Origin of the sequence: Exiguobacterium sp. R-39 (assembly GCF_049942815.1) — a bacterium.
Lineage (GTDB): Bacteria > Bacillota > Bacilli > Exiguobacteriales > Exiguobacteriaceae > Exiguobacterium_A.
The window spans coordinates 583,256-604,961 of sequence record NZ_CP187965.1 but is presented as its reverse complement, the minus strand read 5'-3'; the positions used below and the strand labels follow the sequence as shown (position 1 = coordinate 604,961).

General features: G+C 46.7%; 20 protein-coding genes and 1 tRNA gene. 7 read left to right on the top strand and 14 right to left on the bottom strand.

What is annotated here, in order from left to right:
* Positions 1–41: 41 nt before the first annotated feature.
* The gene (locus tag ACP26N_RS03145; RefSeq protein ID WP_131504232.1) at positions 42–1,721 is read left to right on the top strand and encodes a formate--tetrahydrofolate ligase; all 1,680 of its coding nucleotides are present in this window, start codon (positions 42–44) and stop codon (positions 1,719–1,721) included.
* A gap of 10 nt (positions 1,722–1,731) precedes the next feature.
* Positions 1,732–2,703: an alpha/beta fold hydrolase gene (locus ACP26N_RS03140; protein WP_131504233.1), complete on the top strand. Its 972-nt coding sequence runs from the start codon at positions 1,732–1,734 to the stop codon at positions 2,701–2,703.
* A 46-nt stretch (positions 2,704–2,749) separates the two neighbouring features.
* Here ACP26N_RS03140 and ACP26N_RS03135 read toward each other — a convergent pair whose 3' ends face one another.
* A complete protein-coding gene (locus ACP26N_RS03135; protein ID WP_131504234.1) occupies positions 2,750–3,169 on the bottom strand; it encodes a hypothetical protein in 420 nt (139 codons plus the stop codon).
* On the bottom strand, positions 3,166–3,711 hold the full coding sequence (locus tag ACP26N_RS03130; protein ID WP_247858179.1) for an imm11 family protein: 546 nt from the start codon (positions 3,709–3,711) through the stop codon (positions 3,166–3,168). The genes ACP26N_RS03135 and ACP26N_RS03130 overlap by 4 nt, the downstream gene beginning before the upstream one ends.
* 172 nt (positions 3,712–3,883) lie before the next feature.
* On the opposite strand from ACP26N_RS03130, the gene ACP26N_RS03125 reads away from it, so the two are divergent.
* Positions 3,884–3,957, top strand: a tRNA-Gly gene (locus ACP26N_RS03125).
* Positions 3,958–4,128: 171 nt separating this feature from the next.
* A complete protein-coding gene (locus tag ACP26N_RS03120) occupies positions 4,129–4,938 on the top strand; it encodes an MBL fold metallo-hydrolase (protein ID WP_131504235.1) in 810 nt (269 codons plus the stop codon).
* A 51-nt stretch (positions 4,939–4,989) separates the two neighbouring features.
* Here ACP26N_RS03120 and argF read toward each other — a convergent pair whose 3' ends face one another.
* The 7 genes from argF to argC are packed head-to-tail and all read right to left on the bottom strand — an operon-like array spanning position 4,990 to position 14,137.
* Positions 4,990–5,928, bottom strand: coding sequence for an ornithine carbamoyltransferase (gene argF, locus ACP26N_RS03115; RefSeq protein ID WP_131504236.1), 939 nt, complete (start codon positions 5,926–5,928; stop codon positions 4,990–4,992).
* Positions 5,925–8,957, bottom strand: coding sequence for a carbamoyl-phosphate synthase (glutamine-hydrolyzing) large subunit (gene carB, locus ACP26N_RS03110; protein ID WP_426354765.1), 3,033 nt, complete (start codon positions 8,955–8,957; stop codon positions 5,925–5,927). Before carB ends, argF begins: the two co-directional genes overlap by 4 nt.
* Positions 8,944–9,999 carry a carbamoyl phosphate synthase small subunit gene (locus ACP26N_RS03105; protein ID WP_131504238.1) on the bottom strand — a complete coding sequence of 352 codons (1,056 nt, stop codon included), beginning with the start codon at positions 9,997–9,999 and terminating at the stop codon, positions 8,944–8,946. Before ACP26N_RS03105 ends, carB begins: the two co-directional genes overlap by 14 nt.
* Positions 9,996–11,138 (bottom strand): acetylornithine transaminase, encoded by a 1,143-nt coding sequence (locus tag ACP26N_RS03100; RefSeq protein WP_426354764.1) that lies wholly within the window; start codon positions 11,136–11,138, stop codon positions 9,996–9,998. Before ACP26N_RS03100 ends, ACP26N_RS03105 begins: the two co-directional genes overlap by 4 nt.
* Positions 11,104–11,877, bottom strand: a complete 774-nt coding sequence (argB, locus tag ACP26N_RS03095) for an acetylglutamate kinase (RefSeq protein WP_188005171.1) — start codon at positions 11,875–11,877, stop codon at positions 11,104–11,106. Before argB ends, ACP26N_RS03100 begins: the two co-directional genes overlap by 35 nt.
* A complete protein-coding gene (gene argJ / locus ACP26N_RS03090) occupies positions 11,874–13,091 on the bottom strand; it encodes a bifunctional glutamate N-acetyltransferase/amino-acid acetyltransferase ArgJ (protein WP_426354762.1) in 1,218 nt (405 codons plus the stop codon). Before argJ ends, argB begins: the two co-directional genes overlap by 4 nt.
* Positions 13,092–13,105: 14 nt before the next feature.
* Complete coding sequence (argC, locus tag ACP26N_RS03085) at positions 13,106–14,137, bottom strand: N-acetyl-gamma-glutamyl-phosphate reductase (protein WP_426354760.1); 1,032 nt, start codon at positions 14,135–14,137, stop codon at positions 13,106–13,108.
* Between the two features lie 505 nt (positions 14,138–14,642).
* On the opposite strand from argC, the gene nhaC reads away from it, so the two are divergent.
* Positions 14,643–16,016, top strand: coding sequence for a Na+/H+ antiporter NhaC (gene nhaC / locus ACP26N_RS03080; protein WP_426354758.1), 1,374 nt, complete (start codon positions 14,643–14,645; stop codon positions 16,014–16,016).
* Positions 16,017–16,286: 270 nt separating this feature from the next.
* On the top strand, positions 16,287–16,496 hold the full coding sequence (locus ACP26N_RS03075) for a DUF3006 domain-containing protein (protein ID WP_026829204.1): 210 nt from the start codon (positions 16,287–16,289) through the stop codon (positions 16,494–16,496).
* 88 nt (positions 16,497–16,584) lie between these two features.
* Here ACP26N_RS03075 and ACP26N_RS03070 read toward each other — a convergent pair whose 3' ends face one another.
* The 5 genes from ACP26N_RS03070 to nfsA form a co-directional block, all read right to left on the bottom strand.
* Positions 16,585–17,034: a hypothetical protein gene (locus ACP26N_RS03070; protein WP_131973627.1), complete on the bottom strand. Its 450-nt coding sequence runs from the start codon at positions 17,032–17,034 to the stop codon at positions 16,585–16,587.
* Positions 17,035–17,038: 4 nt separating this feature from the next.
* Positions 17,039–17,584, bottom strand: a complete 546-nt coding sequence (locus tag ACP26N_RS03065) for a TlpA family protein disulfide reductase (RefSeq protein ID WP_131504246.1) — start codon at positions 17,582–17,584, stop codon at positions 17,039–17,041.
* Positions 17,585–17,804: 220 nt separating this feature from the next.
* Positions 17,805–18,515, bottom strand: coding sequence for an NAD(P)-binding oxidoreductase (locus ACP26N_RS03060; protein ID WP_131973628.1), 711 nt, complete (start codon positions 18,513–18,515; stop codon positions 17,805–17,807).
* Between the two features lie 79 nt (positions 18,516–18,594).
* A complete protein-coding gene (locus ACP26N_RS03055) occupies positions 18,595–19,818 on the bottom strand; it encodes an LCP family protein (protein WP_426354756.1) in 1,224 nt (407 codons plus the stop codon).
* 14 nt (positions 19,819–19,832) lie between these two features.
* Positions 19,833–20,579, bottom strand: coding sequence for an oxygen-insensitive NADPH nitroreductase (gene nfsA / locus ACP26N_RS03050; protein WP_131973629.1), 747 nt, complete (start codon positions 20,577–20,579; stop codon positions 19,833–19,835).
* A gap of 185 nt (positions 20,580–20,764) precedes the next feature.
* Here nfsA and ACP26N_RS03045 point away from each other — a divergent pair, with 185 nt between their 5' ends.
* Positions 20,765–21,676 carry a hypothetical protein gene (locus ACP26N_RS03045; RefSeq protein WP_131504249.1) on the top strand — a complete coding sequence of 304 codons (912 nt, stop codon included), beginning with the start codon at positions 20,765–20,767 and terminating at the stop codon, positions 21,674–21,676.
* Positions 21,677–21,706: the final 30 nt, after the last annotated feature.

The window sequence follows — 21,706 nt, the reverse complement described above, 5'->3', positions numbered from 1 at the left end:
AGGAAATATAGAGAAATTCATCTTGAGAGGAAGATTACGCCATGGAAAAAACGATTCGTTCTGATCTAGAAATTGCCCAACAAACCATTCTGCGCCCCATCTCCGAAATTGCTAAACATATTGGATTAACCGATGCGGATTATGATACGTACGGAAAATACAAAGCGAAGTTGACGGACGGATTAGTTAAACGATTGGCGACGAAGACGGATGGAAAACTGATTCTTGTCACGGCGATCAATCCGACGGCTGCCGGCGAAGGAAAATCGACAGTGACGGTCGGACTTGGTCAAGCATTGCATCGCCTCAATCATAAGACGATGATCTGTTTACGCGAACCATCACTTGGACCAACGATGGGGTTGAAAGGCGGAGCGTGCGGTGGCGGTTACAGCCAAGTCTTGCCGATGGAAGAAATTAACCTTCATTTTACAGGCGATATGCATGCCATCACGTCAGCCCACAATACAATCAGTGCCCTGCTCGATAATCATCTTCATCAAGGGAATGACTTAGGAATTGATCCTCGTCGGGTCACTTGGAAACGTGTCCTCGATCTCAATGACCGGGCCTTGCGACAAATCACGATCGGACTGGGTGGACCGGCTCATGGCGTTCCGCGTCAAGATGGGTTTGATATCACGGTCGCTTCGGAAATCATGGCTGTTCTCTGCCTCGCCGATTCCATCACGGATTTAGAAGAACGGATCAGCCGGATTGTCGTCGCCTATTCGTATGATCAACAACCGGTTACAGTTCAGGATATCGAAGCTGCCGGTGCTGCGACGTTACTTTTAAAAGAAGCCTTCCGCCCAAATCTTGTCCAGACGGTCGAAGGCACACCGGCTTTAATCCATGGCGGTCCGTTTGCAAATATTGCCCACGGTTGTAACTCGCTGATTGCGACACGTACTGCCTTGAAGCTGAGTGATTATGTCGTCACGGAAGCCGGATTCGGAGCAGATCTCGGAGCAGAAAAATTCTTTAACATTAAATCCAGAATTGGCAATCTGCATCCGGATGCGGTTGTCGTCGTTGCGACTGTCCGTGCGTTGAAAATGCATGGCGGGGTTGCAAAGGATCAATTGGCGGAAGAAAATTTATCCGCTTTAGTCGAAGGACTGGCTTTACTCGAGAAGCACGTTGAAACAATGGATTTGTTCGGCGTGCCGGCCGTTGTCGCCTTGAATCGTTTCGCAAGCGATACCGATACGGAGCGCGAGACGGTGCTCGAATGGTGCCGTGAACGCAAGATCCGCGTCGCTGAAAGCGAAGTCTTCAGCCAAGGGGGAGCCGGTGGAGAAGCACTGGCGGAGCAGGTCTTTGAGGCTTTGGAGGAAGAGAGTCAGTTTACTCCGCTTTATCCGGCCGAACTGCCGCTGACACAAAAAATCGAACGGATTGCTAAACGAGTATATGGTGCAGCAGATGTGCATTTCGAAGAAAAGGCATTACGTGAGCTTGAGCGTTGCACCGAGCAGGGACTGGGACATCTGCCGATCTGTATGGCAAAAACACCTTTCTCATTGACGGATGATCCAAGCAAGTACGGACGTGTCGAAGGATTTACGATTACTGTCCGCGAAATCAAACCATCCATCGGTGCGGGGTTCATCGTCGCCTTGACCGGGAATGTATTAACCATGCCGGGTTTACCGAAAACACCAGCTGCCAATAAGATGGGAATTTCTGAAGACGGAACAATATACGGACTTTCTTAATCAGGGAAGGATGATAGATGTGACAATCGACCATACACACTGGATTGCATCAGACGGCTACACGACGACGATGCATCTGTTAGAAGCTACCGCTCCGAAAGGGGTCGTCATTGTTTTTCACGGAATGATGGAGCACGGTGCGCGCTACCAAGAGTTTGCAGAGTTCCTCTATGCCCACCACTACCATACGATCATTCCGGATGTGCGTTGTTTTGGCACACGCGCACAACAACTGGACTCCCTTGGGCATTTGGAGCCAAATCATGGTTTTGCGCAATTGATGCAGGATGCTGAAGAACTGGTTTACGATATCAAAGATCGTTATCCGGATTTACCGATTTTCGTGTTTGGTCACAGTTTTGGTTCACTCATTTCAAGACGCCTTGGCCAAACACTCGGACACGAGTTGGCAGGGGTCATCGCAAGCGGTCCTCCGACAGACAATGGTTTACTCGGCACCGTCAGTCAAAAAATTGTCGGACGACTGATCGAACAAACTTCTTCTCAACATCCGGCAGAAGGACTCAGTAAGCTAATTTTCGGTCGGTATAACTTACGTTTCTTCCCGGCACTCTCTTCGAATGCCTGGTTATCCTCCGATCCTCAATCCGTCGTACGTTACGATGAAGATCCTCTATCGGGGCAAACCGTCACACTCGGCTTTTTTAACGAATTACTGTCGGCGACCAAATCCGTCAACTCACTGGCTTATCTGTATCAACATCCGCGTCATTTACCGTTGCTGCTGATAGCCGGGGAAGATGACCCGGTCGCATTCGACGGCAAAGGAATTCATGCCCTGTTTGATTCCTACAACCGGGTTCGTGTCGAAGGGGTGCAACTCACGGTCTACCGTGGATTGCGGCATGAGTTATTCCACGAGTTTGAGCGGATCCGTGTTTTTGCGGATATCGCAGGTTGGCTGAACAAGCAGATCGGCTCACATCCGCTTTCTTCACTGCGGAAACAAGGACATCCATAATGAACAAAAGCGAGGTGCCCTCAATTGAGGGCACCTCGCTTTTGTATTAGTGAATCCAGTTCAATGATAAGATCATCGCTTCAATTTCTTCCAATTCCAGTGACTCACGATCTGCAGAATACGTTAATAGAACAAGTCGTTCTCCGTCTGAATATGCATAAATCCGGATGAAGACCTCCTCTTCTTTCCCGTCTACAGCAAGAAGTGCTTCTTTGGAAGAATTCCGACGTGCTTCAAGTGGTCCAGTCAGTTCAATACCAAACTCTTCCACCAATAAGTTGATTTCCTGTTCTGCCGCTTCAAAAGGTGTCAGTTCTTCTGCATCCGACTCGTAGATGGATAACTGTAACGTCCCCATCGCATTTTCTTCCGTCGAATAAAAACTAACGAATGTTTCCTCTTCTTGGTATTCAAACGTTTTTGGATATTGCAGTGTAATCCAATTATCGACCGTGTACTGTTTCATATAATTTCCTCCATTCGATTTATCTCGTCAAAATGTATGCCTGTCACGGCTAGTTGCTGGAAACACCGTGCTAGCGTATCCGAGAGGAAAATACGTTCCGTACGTTCATCCCGCAAGATGTGGTGGGGACCAAGCGATGTACTGATGATTCGCTCCGTCATGAAGTAGACTTGTTTTTTCCGAAGAGTGCGGAAAATTTCCGTCTTATGTAGATGTTCCACCCGTCTTACCGCTAGAATATTGATGAGATAGTAATTGATGAGTCCCGTTCGTGTCTTCAGCTGGACACGAAGACATTGGACGGAAAACGGTGTCAGCCGCTCCAATATCTGTTTCATCCGTTCAGATACTAAGGGGATCCTCAATTCGTTCGGAAGCACGTCCGGTAGCATATCTGCATCCTGTTCGATTGAAAAGGCAAGTAAGCTTGCGTTAAGAAACCACTCTCCTGTCGTGAAGCGATAACGATCGATTTGATGGTGACATGTGGCCATCCATCCTTTTCCCATCAGCTGTTCGCTCCAAACTCGAACTTTGTTCACCAGTCATTCGCTCCTCTTTCCATCCTCAGCCACTCACTCTCGTTACAGGAAGCTCATGTAAACGATTTAGCTCTTATTATTGTACACATAAAATCGAAAGAATTACCTTTTTTCATAAAAGTTATGGAAATAAACGCTTTGCTATGCTACTATATTTCATGTAGTCACTTTTGCGGGTGTAGTTTAGTGGTAAAACCTCAGCCTTCCAAGCTGATGATGAGAGTTCGATTCTCTTCACCCGCTCCAATTTATGACATAACATAGGTCAACGACACATAGGTCAACGACTTTTATGCCCTCGAGGGCGGACGGCTTGCAATTTGCAAGCCGTCTTTTTGTTGTCTCCAGGATACATTCCGTCTGCTTTCGGGTATAGTTCGGTATAAAACGTTACTACAAGAAAAGAGGAGGACTGTCATGATTCAAATGAAAATGCCCGGTGTCACGGTCTACCAAAGTACATTAATGAAAACGACCTCGACCTTGATTGAGACACCCGACTGTCTGATCGTCGTTGATCCGGGCTGGTTACCGGATGAAATCGCAACAATCCGCCGCGATGTGGAAATCATCCGACACGACCGTCCTCTTTATATTGTGTATACACATGCCCATTTCGATCATATATTAGGTGCCTATGCTTTCAAAGATGCGATCGCGATCGCGTCTCGCCGCTTTGTGGATGTGAACCGGACGGCAGCACTGGAAGAAGTCCAAAATTTTAATGACGAATACTATATCGAGTCCCCTGTCCTTTTTCCGAATATTACACACGTCATCGAGGAGTCCGAAACGACGTTGACGATCGGTAAAACCAAACTGATGTTTTTCCTGACTCCCGGTCATGAATCTACTCACTTATCGTTCGTGGTGATGCCGCTCCATATCCTCGTCTGTGGTGACTATGCATCCGACGTCGAAATTCCTTTGATTGAACACGATTCGGGTGAATATTTAACAACGCTTGAATTGCTTGAATCGTTCATTTATGAGTATGAGGTAAAGCTACTTATTCCAGGACACGGTCATATTTGTGACGTTCGCACGGAAATGATTGAACGCCTTCATTTGAGTTACGACTACATCTTAGCCTTACGTGCACATAAGGAGTCGGACTGGTCGCCCTCATGGCAGCGAACGTCCTTCATGGGGCGGTTGCACGAAAAAAATAAACGGCAGATTACAAAAGAACAGACTGAGCAGCTCGCCCGGCGTCAATACGATTAAAACAAAAGACAGACTGTGTTCCTTATCGGAACCAACAGTCTGTCTTTTCGCTTAGTCCATTACTCCAATCAATTCGATCATTAATGCTTTTTGAGCATGGAGCCGGTTTTCCGCCTGGTCAAATACAAGTGAGTGACTGCCGTCAATGACTTCTGCCGTCACTTCTTCCCCGCGATGTGCCGGAAGACAGTGCAGGAAAATCACATCGTCAGCAGCTGTCATCAATAACGCTTGATTGACTTGATATCCTTGGAATGCTTTCAGACGATCTGCCGACTCTTCTTCTTGTCCCATGCTGGCAAATACATCACTGTAGATGACATCTGCACCCGCAACCGCTTGAACAGGATCCGTATATTGTTCGATTCGGCCGCCTGACTTTTGTGCCAGTACTTTTGCTTGATCGATAATCGTTTGATCCGGTGCATAGGCGGCCGGACTGCAAATTCGAACTGTCATTCCACTTAACGCTCCTCCTAAAAGCAGCGAATGTGCCATGTTGTTTCCATCTCCAACATAAGCGAGTATCTTGCCTTGACGTTGACCAAAATGTTCTTCGATCGTCAGTAAATCAGCTAACACCTGACACGGATGATGAAGGTCAGTCAATCCGTTGATAATTGGAATTGTCCCGTGTGCCGCTAACGTCTCGACCGTTTCATGGGCAAAGGTCCGAATCATCAAGGCGTCAACATAACGGCTCATGACTTGAATCGTATCGCTGAGAGATTCTCCGCGACCGATTTGCATATCCGATCCGTTTAAGACGACCGGATATCCCCCTAATTCGACGACACCGACTTCAAAAGAAATCCGTGTGCGCGTCGATGCTTTTTCAAACAGCAAAGCAACTTTTTTTCCTGCAAGTGTTTGAGCATAAGTCGCAGGAGAGGCTTTGACGGCCTTCGCCAGTTCCAGCAACTCAGTCAGTCCTTCTGCGGTCAACTCTTCCAGTGTCAGCAAATGTTTTAATCGTTGTGTTGTCGTCATTGGATCGGCTCCTTTTGTTTCGTCCATTCGGCTAACCGTTTCACGGTACACATCGGTATAGCTTGGACGGATTCAAAATAGTGGGCAAGATGTTCTTCAGTAATGACAATCGCTCCCTGAGCAAGTGCTTTTTCCCGTTGGATCCGTTCCTCTTCCGCCTTTGAGAAGAACACGAGACACGTATCAAACTCGGTATCCTGCTCTAGTTCCTCTCCGTCCGACCATGTGTGGGTTCCCGCTCCACAGATACGACGTGTGCGTTTCGACATCGCGGCTTTCGTCGTCTGATCGAAGACGAACCGTTCTTTGGCAAATCCCGCTTCCGTCCACTGTAACGTTTCTCCGGTTGAACGCATGACAGGACCTGTCATCGGATCAACCCCACGTAACTTCAATGTTGAAAAAACCGGCGTCTTGACGGCATGAAACGGCAATGTCAATCGAGCAGTCGGCAAGGCATCGACTTGCATCCCGATGGCTGCTTGAACAGCCCATTCAAGCAACGGTTGTCCCGTCACCTTCGAGACGATCGGTAACGTCCGTGATGCGCGGGGATTAATCTCGAGCACATAGATCGTTTGATCTTTGACGACAAACTGAATATTGAAGGCCCCTTGGTAATCCAAGTGTTGACCGATTGTTTGCGCAATCCGTTCAATCTCGTCCTGTAAGTCTGCCGAAGCTGAAACCGGGGGTAAAATCATCGTTGAATCACCCGAATGAACACCGGCGGCTTCAATTTGTTCCATGATGACCGGTACGTACGTGGTTGTCTTGTCTGAAATGCAGTCGACTTCGAACTCTTGTCCTTCGATGTACGCATCCACCAGGATCGGAAATGCGATTTCCGGCAATAATTTCTCTAAATCGCTTGCTGTCGTTAAACGATGCATTCCTTTTCCGCCAATGACGTACGATGGACGAATCATCAACGGATAACCAAGTTTTTGTACGACTGCTGTCAGCTCTTCAGGGTTTGAAACTTCTTGACCCGGTATGCGGTCAATCTGTAACCGGTCCAAAAACTGATAAAAACGATCACGGTCTTCCATCTCGTCAATTGTGTCTGCCGTCGTCCCTAACAGCTGGTAACCCAGCTGTTCGAGCCCGGCTGCCAGTGTGATGGCGGTCTGTCCGCCGAACTGGACAAGCACCTGCTGACATTGCTCTGCTTCCAGGACATGCACAACATCTTCAATCGTCAACGGTTCGACGTAAAGACGATCCGCGACCTCAAAGTCGGTCGAAACGGTTTCCGGATTATTGTTGATCATAATCGTTTCATAACCGGCTTGCTGCAAGGCACGGACGGCATGGACCGAGCAGTAGTCAAACTCGATTCCCTGTCCGATCCGAATCGGTCCGGCCCCGAGGACAGCAACTTTCTTCCGGCTGGATGGCGTGACTTCCGTCCGGCCGGACCAACTGCCGTAAAAGTACGGCGTCAGACTTGAAAATTCTGCTCCACAGGTATCAATCATTTGAAAACTCGGCAGAATTAGAAAGGAACGGCGTTGTTGCTGGACGACTTCCACCGATACATCGGCAATCTGCGCAATCTGCCGGTCGGTAAATCCGAAGCGTTTTGCTTGTTGCAGCGATTCTTTTAAATTCAAATCCAACGTTTCCTGCATCAGAATCAAAGTCTCGAGCGTCGTGATGAACAATGACTGGATTTGTGTTTTTTCAGCTAACTCGTTGTGTGTCGTCGCCTGTCGGTCCAGCAATGCCAACATCGCTAACAATCGGCGGTCCGTGATTTGGCTGACTTCCTGCCATAATACATCCGTTTCGGCCTCTTTCATCCAGCCCGGATACAACGGGGCTTGTTCGATTCCGGCACCGCGCCATGCTTTTTGTAAGGCTTCCTCGAGTGTCTTCCCCATCGCCATACTTTCTCCGGTCGCCTTCATCTGCGTACCGAGTGTGCGGTCACTTACAGGGAAAAGATCAAACGGGAAACAAGGAACTTTAGCTGTGACATAATCCAGGACTGGTTCGAAACTGGCCATCGTTTCTTTCGTCACCGGATTGATGCAATCATCGAGACGCTCACCGAGTGCAAGACGGGTCGCTAATTTCGCAATCGGGTAACCCGTTGCTTTTGAAGCTAAAGCCGAAGAACGGCTGACCCGGGGATTCACCTCAATGACATAGTACGTCTGTTCTGTCGGATGGATTGCAAATTGGATATTACATCCCCCAACGACACCGAGCGCTGAAACGATTTCCCGTGATGCCGTCCGTAAGGTTTGATTCATTTGATCGGATATCGATTGGATGGGTGCGAAGACGACAGAATCTCCCGTGTGCACACCGACCGGATCGATATTCTCCATGTTGCAGACGATGATCGTCGTATCAAAAGCATCCCGCATCACTTCGTACTCGACTTCTTTATAACCGGCAATGCTGGCTTCGACGAGACATTGTGAAATCGGGCTGGCCTGAAGTCCATTCGCTGCAAGTTTGCGGGCATCTGCTTTCGTTTGAGCAATACCGCCCCCGGTTCCTCCTAGCGTAAATGCAGGACGGACAACAAGCGGGACTCCTGCCTTTTCCATGAATCCTTCCAGTTCTTCCAGTGTCTCAATCGTTTGACTGATCGGGAGCGGTTGATTCAGTTCCAGCATCCGTTGTTTAAACCGTTCGCGGTCTTCGCCGTCCCGGATCGTCTCAAGTGATGTTCCCAGCAGTTCGACTTGATACTGCTCAAGCACTCCCGCCTCTTCGAGTGATAAAGCAAGATTTAAAGCGGTTTGTCCCCCAACTGTCGCTAATAAATGGGTCGGTCGCTCACGTTTGATAATGGCAGTCGCTTTTTCAAGCGTCATTGCTTCGATATAGATATGATCCGCTGTTGATGGATCCGTCATGATCGTAGCCGGATTCGAATTCATCAACATGACCTCGCATCCCGCTTCCCGAAGTGTTTGACATGCCTGTGTACCCGAGTAATCAAATTCTGCTGCTTGACCAATCACGATCGGGCCTGATCCGATGACCAGGACTTTTTTATGTTCCTGCATATGCTACCTCCTGCTTTAAGATGCTCGTCACGAATTGATCAAATATCACCATTGCCTCCAGTGGACCGGGATGGGCTTCCGGGTGAAACTGAACTGTCAAGATAGGGTGTGTCGGATGAAACAGCCCTTCGATTGAACCATCGTTGATATGCTCATATGCGACATTCAATTCAGATTTCCGGACACTGCCCGCCTGGACAACATACCCGTGATTTTGTGATGTCATGAAGACACGTCCGGTCTTTACCTGACGGACAGGATGATTGGCTCCACGATGACCGTGATGCTGTTTTTCGATTTGACAACCAAAAGATTTCGCAATCAGTTGATGCCCCATACAGATGCCGAGCGTCGGATAGGCAAGCGCCAGTTCCTTGATTTCAGGAATCAAATGATCGAGCTGACTCGGATTTCCCGGTCCATTTGAGAAAAGCAGACCATCGGGTTGCAATGCGTCGATGACCGACTTCGGTGTATCAAACGGAACGACCGTCACTTTCATCCCACGTACCTGCAACGCCTCAATCATCGATTTTTTAACCCCGTAGTCGAGACAGACGATATGTCCGGCTTCGTGACTAGTTTGATAAGTTTCCGGCTGTTTCGTCGAGACGGCCGCAATCAAGTTCGACTGTTTCTGAACAGGTGAGGCGTCGCTTGTGATCGTACCGATTTGATCACCATGATTGCGCAAATGATGGACCAGTGCCCGCGTATCGACTTGAGTCAAAACCGGTACATCCGATGCTGCCAACCAATCAGCCAAGTCCGACCGTAATCCGTTGTTCGCCAATGTCTGAACAATTACGCCCGATACTTGAATCTGGCAACTTTCTGAATCCTGCTCTGAAATGCCATATTGTCCGATGAGGGGATACGTAAAAACAATGATTTGTCCCCGGTAGGAAGGATCGGTTAACACTTCTTGATAACCGGTCATTCCCGTGAAAAATACGACCTCTCCTTGAACGGACGAAGTGCCCATGAACTCACCGGGATATACTTGCCCATCCGCTAATTTTAATGCCCCTAACGCTTTCACATCATGACCTCCTGTTGACATACTGACTTGATCTTTTCGACAGCCGTATCGAGTTCCTGTTCCGTAACGAACAAAGATGGTAACAATCGAATGACATTTGATCCCGCACTGACGACGAGCATTCCGGATTGTTGCAACGCCGAGATCAGCGGTGAGACCGGTTCATGAAATTCAACCCCAATCATCAATCCACGTCCGCGGATGTCCTGAACCATCGTTTTCGGCAATTGAGCGAGTTGTTGCATCAAATAAAGCCCTTTTAGTTGAACTTGTTTCATTTGCTGATCGTTTAACAATAAATCCAGTGTCGCTTCTGCCGCCGCCATCGCCAATGGATTCCCTCCGAATGTCGAACCGTGGGTACCCGGTGTGAAAATGGCCGTCGCTTCCGGTGTCGTGATGATTGCTCCGACCGGGAATCCACTTCCGAGACCTTTTGCCACGGTAATGATATCCGGCTTTAACGGCGTCTGCTCAAAGGCGAAACGCGATCCGGTGCGTCCGATACCTGTCTGTACTTCATCGATGACTACTTTCACATCAAACTTCCGAACTCTCTCCATCAACGCTTCTAACCAGGCATTTCCCGCTACGATTACCCCGCCTTCTCCTTGAATCACTTCAAGCCAGACGGCAGCAGTTTGGTCCGTGATCATTTCAAGGCTGTCGAAATCGTTAAAAGTCAGATGCTTAAAATCCGGAACCATCTCTCCGAACCCGGCTTTAATTTTGTCTTGACCCGTTGCTCCCATCATGGCGAAGGTTCTTCCGTGGAAGGACTGACTAAACGTCAGGATTTCTTTTTTCTGCGTCCATTTTCGAATCAGCTTAAATGCCCCTTCATTCGCTTCTGTCCCACTGTTGCAAAAGAAGACATGGCTCAAATGACTGTTTTCGGTCAACATCGCTGCGACTCGTTCCTGTTTACTGCTGACGAATAAATTAGACGTATGCCATAATTTTTGCAGTTGTTCCTGTAATGCCTGTTCCACATGAGGATGACGATGACCGGTGTTACAGACGGCAATTCCCATCATGAAATCCAGGTAGGTTTTCCCTGTCGTATCCTTGACGAACGATCCCTTCCCTTCGACTAATTCAATATCATGACGTAAATACGTCGGTAGTAAAGCGCTCATTGGTTTCCTCCTTAATCCGTGTCCCTCGGCTCGTCACGTCGTGTCCAGAACGAATCTTGACCTGATGTATCCCTTGTCGGACCGCTTCGATGACGGCTTCGACTTTCGGAATCATTCCACCATCGATTTCCGCCGATCCGATGCCCGCCTCCAGTTCTGAAACTGTCACCTCTGTCTGAAACGTTCCATTCAGCCTGACACCGGATACATCTGTCAGTAATTCGAATTCATCGACAGCCAGCCCTGCCGCTAAAGCAACCGCACACGTGTCTCCATTACAATTCAACGTTCCTTCCATCCCTGTAATCAAAGAGGTGACGACAGGGATGAATCCCGATTCCATCAGTGTCATAAACAACTTCGGATCAATCTGCGTCACTTCTCCGACTGCTCCGAACGCCGGTTGCTGTTTTCCGCGAATACTGGCTCCGTCAATTCCCGTCAAACCGATTGCCGGCAGTCCATTTTCATTCAAGGTGTAGACGATTTTGGATTGCACTTCTCCTCCGAGAACCCGTTCCGCTCCCAGAAGAACTGCTTCTGTCGTCATCCGAATACCATTTTTGAATTCGGCTTTGATATTCATGTCCTGACAATAGGCCGATAAAGCCGGACCACCGCCATGGAGGATAATCAATTCATTTTTCTTAGCAAGCCACTGATTCCATTCTTCGTAATAACGCGGATCCAATTGTTCAAAGATACTTCCACCCAGTTTGATTAATTTACGTTTCGTCATGTCCGGTAGCTCGCATTGATTTTGATGTAGTCATACGTCAAGTCACAACCAAATGCATAGCCACTGGCAGGTCCTTGATTTAAATGTACTTCGATTTCAACAACCTCTTGTGCGAGTTCTCGCGACGCTAACGATTCATCAAATAAAATCGGCATACTGTGACGCAGGACCCACTGAGAACCGATCCGGATATCAATTTGTCCGACATCAATCGGTTCATCAATGCTGCCGACAGCTGCAATGATACGTCCCCAGTTCGCATCTTCACCAAAAATCGCTGTTTTCACGAGTGAAGATCCTACGATCTGTTTGGCAATTTTCCGGGCAGTCCATTCATTCGCCGTACCATGGACGTTGACTTCAATCAGCTTCGTCGCACCTTCACCATCACGTGCAATTTGTTTCGCTAAGTCCTGGCATACTTCCTCAACTGCTTGTTGGAATTGTGCCAGTTCGTCTGTTCCCGGTTGGATTGACTGTGATTGTGCGGCCCCGCTCGCAAGAATCATCACCATGTCATTCGTCGAGCTGTCACCATCGACGGTGATACAGTTAAACGTCCGGTTGACTGCAGATTTCAAGGTATCCTGTAATAACGGAGAAGGAATTGAGGCATCGGTCGTTAAAAATCCAAGCATCGTTGCCATATTCGGATGAATCATCCCCGAACCCTTCGCAACCCCGCAGACCGAAACCAGTTCTCCATTTAACCAGACTTGGCGCCCGGCTGTTTTCGTACCTGTATCGGTCGTCAAAATAGCCAGTGCAAAATCATCGGCTTTCTCTTCGCCTTTCTCCGGCTGCAACTGTTCGATTCCTTGAAGTAACGTATCGATGGCGAGCGGTTGTCCGATGATACCGGTCGAAGCGATGACAACGTGTTCCTGAGCCAATTGAAACTGCTCGGCAACAGCTTGTTGCGAAGCATATGCATGTTCGAGTCCGAGTTGACCTGTACAGGCATTGGCATTCCCGCTGTTGACTAAAACGGCATGTACCTTTCCGCCTGATGTTGCCATCGCCTGTTTCGTCACCGTAATCGGTGCTGCCTGGACCTGATTGGTCGTGTAGACCGCTGCAGCATCGGCACCCGCTTCACATATTAAAAGTGCTAAATCTTTCCGTTTACGTCTAAGTCCGACATGGATTCCTGTCGCTTTAAATCCTTTTGGTGTCGTCACGGTTAATGGTGATGTCAGTTGTATATTCAACATAGTCATGGTCCCCTCTATATAAAGAATGGCTGTTGTGTCAGACCGAGCGTTTCTGGATATCCACTAATCAAGTTCGCATTTTGGATTGCTTGTCCGGATGCGCCTTTTTGCATGTTATCCAGGACGGATACGACCGTCAGTCTTCCTGTACGCGTATCCAGGTAAACCGAAAGATCACAGTAGTTGCTTCCGGCTGCCGATTTGATTTCCGGATCGGCTTGTCCGACGCGGATAAATGGTTCTTCTTTATATTTTTCACTGAACCATGTTCGCCACTGCGCTTCCGTTTTTTCGACAAGAGGCTGTAACGTCATCGTCGCCATGATCCCGCGATTGAGCGGTACTAGATAAGTCGCGAGAGACACAGTGATTTTGTGTCCGGTAATCTCTTCAGCAATGGATTCAATTTCCGGAATGTGTTGATGATGATTCATTTTGTACAATCTGACATTTTCACTCGACCGGACATGGTGTGTTTGTTCCGTCAACGTTTTTCCTGCACCTGATAATCCAGAGCTTGCATGAATGATGATTTGCGACGGATCAATTACGTGTTCTTCTAATAATGGGAGTAATCCAAGTAAGATGGCCGTTGCATAACAACCGGGATTGGCAATCAAACGACTGTCCTTAATCTGATCCCGCTTCCATTCCGTCAGTCCGTAGGTTGCTTTTTTTTGAAGGTCCGAATCGACTCCTTCATGGGGATACCATTCTTCATACAATGCTTTTTCAAGACGTAAGTCTCCACTCAAGTCGATGACTGTTCCTTTCCAGTCATGTAACTGTTTTAGATATTTAGTAGAAATTCCACTTGGCGTTGCTAAAAATAAAAGATCGGTTTCAACTGCTTCAATCTGTTCCAATGAGAAAGCTGTCAGTACCGGAAACTGTTTTTTATTCATAAAACTGTATAACTGATTCATTTCCTGATCGGTCTGCGAATCGCTGATCAAGGAGACGATTTCTAAATGAGGATGTAATTCAATCAGTCGTATCAGCTCAATCGCAGCATATCCGGTCGCACCTACAATCGTACATTTCATGATGGAAACTCCTTTGCCGTTAAATGATAACTCGATTTAAACATATGTATATTTATGCTGTCAAATGTATTTTTATTTATTTTGAACATAAAAAAAGGCTTTGATCAATGACATCGTGGTAGATGTGACTGATCAAAGCCTTTTTTATCTAAAAATCAAATTATCTTTTTTCTGCTTTCTGAGCGACCATGTGATCAATTCCATAAACACTGGCTCCCATTATTGCAATGACTACGAAAAAAATTGCAGTAAACATATGTATTCCCTCCTGTTCACAAAATCGACATCTCTTATTTCCTATTGTGCAAGATTTTCAGTGAAAAAGAAAGCGTTTACGACAAAAAATCGTCACATTTTCGTATATTCCGATGATTTTTAGTTATATCGAGTGAAATTCAGATAGTTGACGAATGAATTCATATCCTTTAACATAACAACTGTTCTTTACTTTCGTACGTAAAAGCAAACAAGCATAAACGCAACATAGAATCAAGGAGGTGGAAGCATGCGTATATCCTTTCGTGAATCCGCAGCTGTCCTAGGAGTTAGTATCATTATATTATTATCTGTCATATTCGGTGCCAAAGCCGAACCGCACCTCGCTATATTATCCAGTCTGATTTTTGTCGTAGCTTATGCCGCTTTTCGTGGCTTTAAATACGAACAGCTGGAACAACATATGATCAATGGTATTCGTGAAGCAATCAAACCGATCTTGATCATGTTACTTGTCGGTATGACGATTGCTGTCTGGATGATGAGCGGAGCTGTTCCGACACTCCTCCACTACGGACTTGAAACACTTTCTGCAACATGGTTTGCACCAAGTGCTTTAATCATTACGATGATTGTTTCCACGTTTACCGGTAGCTCCTTTACAACAATCGGAACGGTCGGTGTTGCTTTGATGGGAATCGCAGTAGCACTTGGTGTCGATCCTGCCCTTGCCGCCGGTGCCATCATCAGCGGTGCCTGTTTCGGAGATAAGATGTCTCCATTATCAGATACAACGAATTTTGCACCCGGAATCGTTAATGTCTCTGTCTTTGACCACATTCGTTTTATGATGGGAACGACAGTGCCCGCCATTACAATCACTTTCATCCTCTTCTTCATCTTCGGACAGGGAAATGGCGCAATTGATTCGCAAACCATCGGGTCTACGCAACAAGAGTTGGCGCTTCTGTTCAATCTTTCACCTTGGACACTACTGTCCCCTTTACTCGTGATGATTCTTGCATTACGAAAAACTCCTGTCGTTCCGACTTTGATCGCCGGCGTCCTAAGCGGTCTGCTATTGACGGGATTGACACAAGGCAACTGGAATGTCGGACAATGGATGAGCGTCATTCAAAATGGATTAAAGATCGAAACAGACAACAACACTGTCGCGAGTATCGTCAGTAAAGGTGGTCTCCAGTCGATGATGTGGTCCGTCTCGCTTGTCATGCTCGCTCTGGCTTTTGGTGGCGTTCTTCGCGGGATTGGCGTCATTGATGTCATCATCGAAAGAACGGTTTCAAAACTAAAACGGGATGGCAGTATTATCTCATCGGCTGCTCTTGCTTCAATCGGGGTCAATTTTATGGCCGGTGAGCAATACCTGTCGATTTTGTTACCCGGTCAAGCATTTAAAAAGATTTTTAAAGATCGTTCGATTGATCCGCGCTTCCTCTCACGCGCTCTCGAAGACGGGGGAACTCTCGTGAATCCGTTGATTCCTTGGGGCGTATCCGGTGCCTTCTTCGCATCCACACTCGGTGTTCCCGTTACCGCGTACGTACCATTTGCCTTTTTCTTATTGCTTTCCCCGTTCTTCACATTTGTGTTTGCCTTTATTCGTCCGACTAAAAAGGTTGCCGAAAACTTGGTGGCTTAAACAATATCTTTCACCGAATAGTATTGAGAGTAGAACTGATTTTTCAGTTCTGCTTTTTTCTTGGAAAATTATTTAAAAATATATTCATTTTCATTTTGTTTGACAAATATTGTACAGAATTCAGCAATTGCAAATAAACATGTGTAAATTCAAAAGGAAATGGGAATATACCAAACATAAGATTAAAAAATTACAGCGAATTATAAAAAGAGAAACTTGCACCTGACCCTGAGGATGCGTTCGATGTAATTTTGTAGGAGGAGTTCGATTATGATCAAACGTGGCACACTGGAACGGCTTGATGGCAAATATGCTGTTCTTCTCTGGGAGAACGGTTCAAGTTTCATCCCCCGTCGCTATTTGCCTACTGAAGCAAGGCTTGGTGACACAATATTATTCGACGGATCAAATTACTCAATTGACGCAACTAGTTCTACTCAGTCTTCCTTTCAAACGTTTTCGTTTCGGCAAATGGGTTGACATTTAAAAAGCCATCTGACCGCTTAAAATGACTAGCAGACACATTGTCTCGAATAGTCGTTTCTTGCGACAGATGGCTTTTGTACGTTTAACGGATATGGAGTGTCTGTTGTTCACAGTTGGGACAGGACGTTTGTGTGATTTCATCCAAAGAAAGTCGAACCAACACCGATTTATCTTGTTCACACCGATGGATCGGTTCAATGATTGACGACCTCAAAAACAAGGCACACCAAAATCGTGTTGAGATTTGTTGACATGTCGGACACTGAAATACATCATATTGATGCGGTACCCACCCGTCCTCAATTTCATCGATGTGGGCGTGGTACGTTCGAATCAAATCTGCCCGAATCCGGTCATCAATTTTTTGACGACTGACTAACGGCTCTTGATACGGCGGAACGAATAAAAAAGGTAACGCTGATGCGTAATTATCCATACCATAAGTCAACACGGACGGAAATCCTTTCCACTCTTCTTGCTGACCGACTTCAATGACTTGACGATACGTACACACCTCACAATATAATTCCATCCGGTTATCCTCCGATCTTCCGCACCATTTCTTTCAACATTTCTTCCGTGACCGGTCCTACATGTTTCCCGACAATTGCCCCTTTTTCGTCAATAATATAAGTAGCTGGCATCGCCACTAGTTGATACGTTTTCTCTGATTGTCCTTTTGTATCGTAAAGGACCGAGTACGTAATAGGATTTTTTTTCAAAAACTGCTCCACGTCGCTCAATCGTCTTTCTGCGGTCGTCACATTGATCCCATACACCGGAATCGATGTTGACTTGGCGAAAGCATTTAACTCTGGTATTTCCTGCTGACATGGAGGACACCAGGTCGCCCAAAAATTGATGACGATGAGTTGATTCGTCAAATCAGACAATTGAATCGGTTGACCATCTTGTTCTATTTCGAGGTCAGGCGCTTTCATTCCTGTTTCGAGTCCACCTTCTGCTTGTTGTTTCGCCTGGATTTGTTGTTGGTTTTGTTTGGTCTGGTACGCGCTATAACTCGTATAGGCAATCCCTGAAATGATTACTGCTGCCATCAGGTACATTACATATTTTTTCACTGATTTCGTCACTCCTCTATGTGTTCAGTGTAGCAGAATCGTCCACTTATTTTGTGACAAAAAAGGTAGACTGTGTGGGCTCACCTTTTTTGTCCGTCTTGTATGAAGTTTGTTTTGCGTACAAAAAAACAGGAGCTGGATATTCTCCAACTCCTGTTTCCTGATTCAGACCGACTTTTCTTTCGACCTTTATACGTTCAGCGATTTTTACATCATTTCGTTAATTATAACGTGGTAATTGCTTTTTCACTTGGCGGTTGTCTTTAACGCTTCCAACTGCTTCATCTCCACCAAGCGCTTCGTTTAATGCCGTTTTACCTTCTTTAACTTCCAGGCGGCGATTAAAGACCGCTCGGTTGTCGACAGCAGCGACCAGGATTGAAGCAACATCCGTTTCCGAAATTGTAGCTTCCTTAACATCCTTCAAGTCTTCATCAGCCTCAATTAATCCGCGTCCTTCTCCGCCAACGATGTCAACCGGACAAATGATGGTGTAAGTGAGTCCGCTATGTTCAATCTGTTCTTCCGCTGCGTTTTTTGCAGCGAAAAACGGATACATTTCTTTTTTAAACTGATTGGGACGATCAGCACCATAGGCACTGAGGAGGACGAAATGACGAACACGCGCCTTTTTCGCAGCATCAATCGTTTTTAAAGCAACCGTCCGGTCGAGTAACTCGATTTCCGTAGGTTCCCCGTCAACACCGGCTGTCGCTGCACAGATGACAGCATCCTGACCGGAAACACCCTGTTCGATGACTTTTTCGAGTTCTGTTTCGATATCGACATAGTGCGCCTTGACACCAAGTTTTTCAAATCGTTCCACCAGGTGTTGATGGCGGACGATGACCGTAACTTGATGACCTTTTGCGAGCGACTTGACGACACGAGCTCCGATTGTACCTGATGCACCTACAACTAATACTTTCATATGATAGGTCCCTCCTCGATAGATTAGTCACCTTTAGTAATTTCCACTGTTCGAGAAAGAACAAACCCGTTTTGAAAAATTAATCGTTTTTTAGTGTCCCATAAAATGTCGTATCGAGCTTCGCACGTAGTTCCTTCAGCTCTTTTTCTTTCGGGAAATCATAGAAAATACCATTCATCCGCTCACTGACACCTTCAACTTCAAAGTGTTCCCGTTCTGAGAACAAAGCGAGCGATAAACCGGCTGACATCATCTGACGGAAGCTGACATCTAAATTCATTTCTTCCTTCATATAGCGGTTCGCTCCGGGAATACTGGACCAGCCCGTCGGTTTCATCAAATGCGTCGCCACTGCTTGAATGACTTCCGATTGACGATTCGCCCGTGCGACGTCTGTATCCGTTTTACGGTGACGGGAATACGCTAACGCCATCGCTCCGTCCATATGATATTCTTTCCCTTTTTGGAAGGAATACTGATTGGCTTTCCCGCTCGCATCTTGTTCCGAGAAGGTTCCTGTCGAGACTAAATCAACCCCTCCGATTTCATCAATTAATCCGATGAAGCTGTCAAATGAAATGACAATCTTACTGTCGATCTCTTGATCCAGAAGTCCACTGACTGCACTGGTCGTACAGTCTTCGCCACCGTAAGCGAACGCATGGGTGATCTTATCTTTTTTCCCGTTTTCACAGTCAATCGGCGTATACGTATCCCGCGGAATCGACGTCAATTGAATTGTCCGCGAGAGCGGTACGAATTGCATGACGGACAGTGAGTCTGATCTCGAACCGCGCAGGGACTCTCCCGGTCGCGCGTCACTTCCGATTAGAAGAAACGTAAACGGTTGTGATCCAAAGATAATGGCCGCAATCACGACAAGTAATAAGAAACCAATCAGCTTTGATTTGAATCGGCGTTTCTTTTTTGGGACCGGCTGTTTTTTCAATCGTTGCTCAGAACCTGCTTCACGTACTGGTTCTTTCGTTCTGCCGCTTCTTGATGCACGGCGTTGGCTAAAACGATTCAGCGCTAAACTAATTAATCGGGTTCCTGAACGTACGATGGTTCCGGCACCCGATTGCAGACGTTTTGCATTAGATGCCTTTTCAGGAGCAGCCTCATGCGCGCGCGATCGTCTTGACGGCTCGTCTAAATAACGTTGACTGGCAGATCGTCCGCTCTCACGAGGTGCATCCGCGAATTCCCGCGATGCCTTTTCCTGCTCCATTTTTTCTGATTCACGCAACTCTTCCTGACGTTTACGTTCTAGACGAGAACGTCCTGAATGAAATTCTTCCATAGGTTACCTCCGTATCAATCTCGGGCTAAATGTTTTTCCTGTAAAAAGTCACGCATATACGTCCGTTTCGGATCCTTCATCGAAGCAGCCATCTGATAGACCCAGCCTTCTGTCCGGCGTCCATCCGTCCGTTCGCCGTAGTATGCAGACGTTTCATTTTCATACTGTGACAACAATCGGCGCATCGTGTCGTCATTAGTATACGTATTCCGGTGGAAGACCGCATCCATCGGAAGGCGGGGTTTTTTCCCTGGCTGTTGATCAGGAATCCCTACCGCGACTCCGAATAATGGAACGACATGGCTCGGCAACGCCAACAGTTCACTCACTTTGGCAGCATCATTGCGTAGCGAACCGATATAGACTGTCCCGTATCCTAATGATTCCGCTGCAATGACTAAGTTTTGGGCGGCTAAGCCGGCATCGACCGCACCGACAATCAGCGCTTCCGTCGTTTCGACCGTCCGATCGACGGAACCTGATGCGATTTCTGCTGCTAAGATATGCTTATGATAATCGATACAAAAAACGAAAAAGTAACTGTTTTCCGCGACATAGGATTGACCGCTCGCCACACCTACCAACTGTTGTTTAAGTCCTTCGTCCTCGATGCCGATGATGGCATAGGCCTGCTGATAAGAAGACGTAGAAGCCGACTGTGCAGAACGAACGAGCGTCTCAATTGTCTCTTGATCTAATTGATGGGGCTTAAATTTACGGATAGACCGGTGGCTAAGTAATTGTTCGATTGTTTCATTCATGAATAATCGCTCCCTTTGATTAATGATTCTCTTAACGATAGGCAAACATTTAAGTAAGTGCAAATGTTAGATATCCATGTTCAAAAACAATCGTCTGTTAATTCCGCCCGCTGTCGGTTACTTCTTAAAAAAATCGGGAAAAGGATAGAACTAGTGTTGTGTCTTTTTGTCGAAGGAGGGCGATCATGAGAATTCGTAAGCTCCGTCTTTTACTTGAACAATATGGCGATACGACCCTTCGCGACATCATCGTAGAAATCTATCGCCAGCTCCCCAAACAAGTCATCGAAGAAAAAGACCTTGATTTGATGTTATCCCAGTTTGCTAAGTATAAAGGACTACAAAAAGAACACGACCAACCGACCGTTGAACAAACCATCGAACAAACGGAACAATTCATCCAGCTTGCTTATGATTTTCACTATTTGGAGCCAAATGAGCTCGTCTCCATGCGCGAACAAAAAAACTGGTATGTGACTGCGAAACGCCTGCTCAAACACTTACGGCATTATATCGGTCGGAAAAATGGAACACGGGTTGCTTTTGAGGAATTCTTTTTTTTACTCTCCTCAGCTGCCGGAGAAGAACCGCTTTTCTTAAGTAATGATCCCTTCCGGTTGATTAAAGTGACGCAAGTGGAATTGTTCGAGGAACTTGTCGGTTATTATAAACTTGATGCATCAGACCAGTCTTGGATGCAACGAGCCATCTATACAGCTGTCAAAGTGCCAATCGATGTCGACACGGAGCGAAGTGATCTCTTCCTTGCCGTCCTCACCCATTGCACGAATGTGAGTGAACGGGAATCCTATGTCGCATTGTTGAACACACATGCGAAGAAACTCCAGATGAAAGTTCGAATCGACGCAGATATTCTCGTGTTATATCAAGAGATACGTTTTGCTGAACTGCATGCCCTAATCGCCTTACGCGAACTCGAACGTGCTGAAGCAATGCTGTTTACAGAATATATCCCTTATTTTTCACATCGTTCGACACCCTTCCGGTATTATCTGGATTTGCTTGAACAGGCCGGATTAAATGACGAACACGACCGAATCGAACGGGTCGGTCGTCGAAAACATATTCATTTTTAAAAGACAATGTCCGGTAAAAAAACGACGATA

Coding starts and splice junctions, on each gene's coding strand:
- ACP26N_RS03100 (WP_426354764.1), bottom strand. CDS start 11,138: ATGAGCGCTTTACTACCGACGTATTTACGTCATGATATTGAATTAGTC.
- ACP26N_RS03145 (WP_131504232.1), top strand. CDS start 42: ATGGAAAAAACGATTCGTTCTGATCTAGAAATTGCCCAACAAACCATT.
- ACP26N_RS03045 (WP_131504249.1), top strand. CDS start 20,765: ATGAGAATTCGTAAGCTCCGTCTTTTACTTGAACAATATGGCGATACG.
- nhaC (WP_426354758.1), top strand. CDS start 14,643: ATGCGTATATCCTTTCGTGAATCCGCAGCTGTCCTAGGAGTTAGTATC.
- argB (WP_188005171.1), bottom strand. CDS start 11,877: ATGACGAAACGTAAATTAATCAAACTGGGTGGAAGTATCTTTGAACAA.
- carB (WP_426354765.1), bottom strand. CDS start 8,957: ATGCAGGAACATAAAAAAGTCCTGGTCATCGGATCAGGCCCGATCGTG.
- ACP26N_RS03135 (WP_131504234.1), bottom strand. CDS start 3,169: ATGAAACAGTACACGGTCGATAATTGGATTACACTGCAATATCCAAAA.
- nfsA (WP_131973629.1), bottom strand. CDS start 20,579: ATGAATGAAACAATCGAACAATTACTTAGCCACCGGTCTATCCGTAAA.
- argF (WP_131504236.1), bottom strand. CDS start 5,928: ATGACGACAACACAACGATTAAAACATTTGCTGACACTGGAAGAGTTG.
- argC (WP_426354760.1), bottom strand. CDS start 14,137: ATGAAATGTACGATTGTAGGTGCGACCGGATATGCTGCGATTGAGCTG.
- ACP26N_RS03055 (WP_426354756.1), bottom strand. CDS start 19,818: ATGGAAGAATTTCATTCAGGACGTTCTCGTCTAGAACGTAAACGTCAG.
- ACP26N_RS03075 (WP_026829204.1), top strand. CDS start 16,287: ATGATCAAACGTGGCACACTGGAACGGCTTGATGGCAAATATGCTGTT.
- argJ (WP_426354762.1), bottom strand. CDS start 13,091: ATGTTGAATATACAACTGACATCACCATTAACCGTGACGACACCAAAA.
- ACP26N_RS03120 (WP_131504235.1), top strand. CDS start 4,129: ATGATTCAAATGAAAATGCCCGGTGTCACGGTCTACCAAAGTACATTA.
- ACP26N_RS03060 (WP_131973628.1), bottom strand. CDS start 18,515: ATGAAAGTATTAGTTGTAGGTGCATCAGGTACAATCGGAGCTCGTGTC.
- ACP26N_RS03070 (WP_131973627.1), bottom strand. CDS start 17,034: ATGGAATTATATTGTGAGGTGTGTACGTATCGTCAAGTCATTGAAGTC.
- ACP26N_RS03140 (WP_131504233.1), top strand. CDS start 1,732: ATGATAGATGTGACAATCGACCATACACACTGGATTGCATCAGACGGC.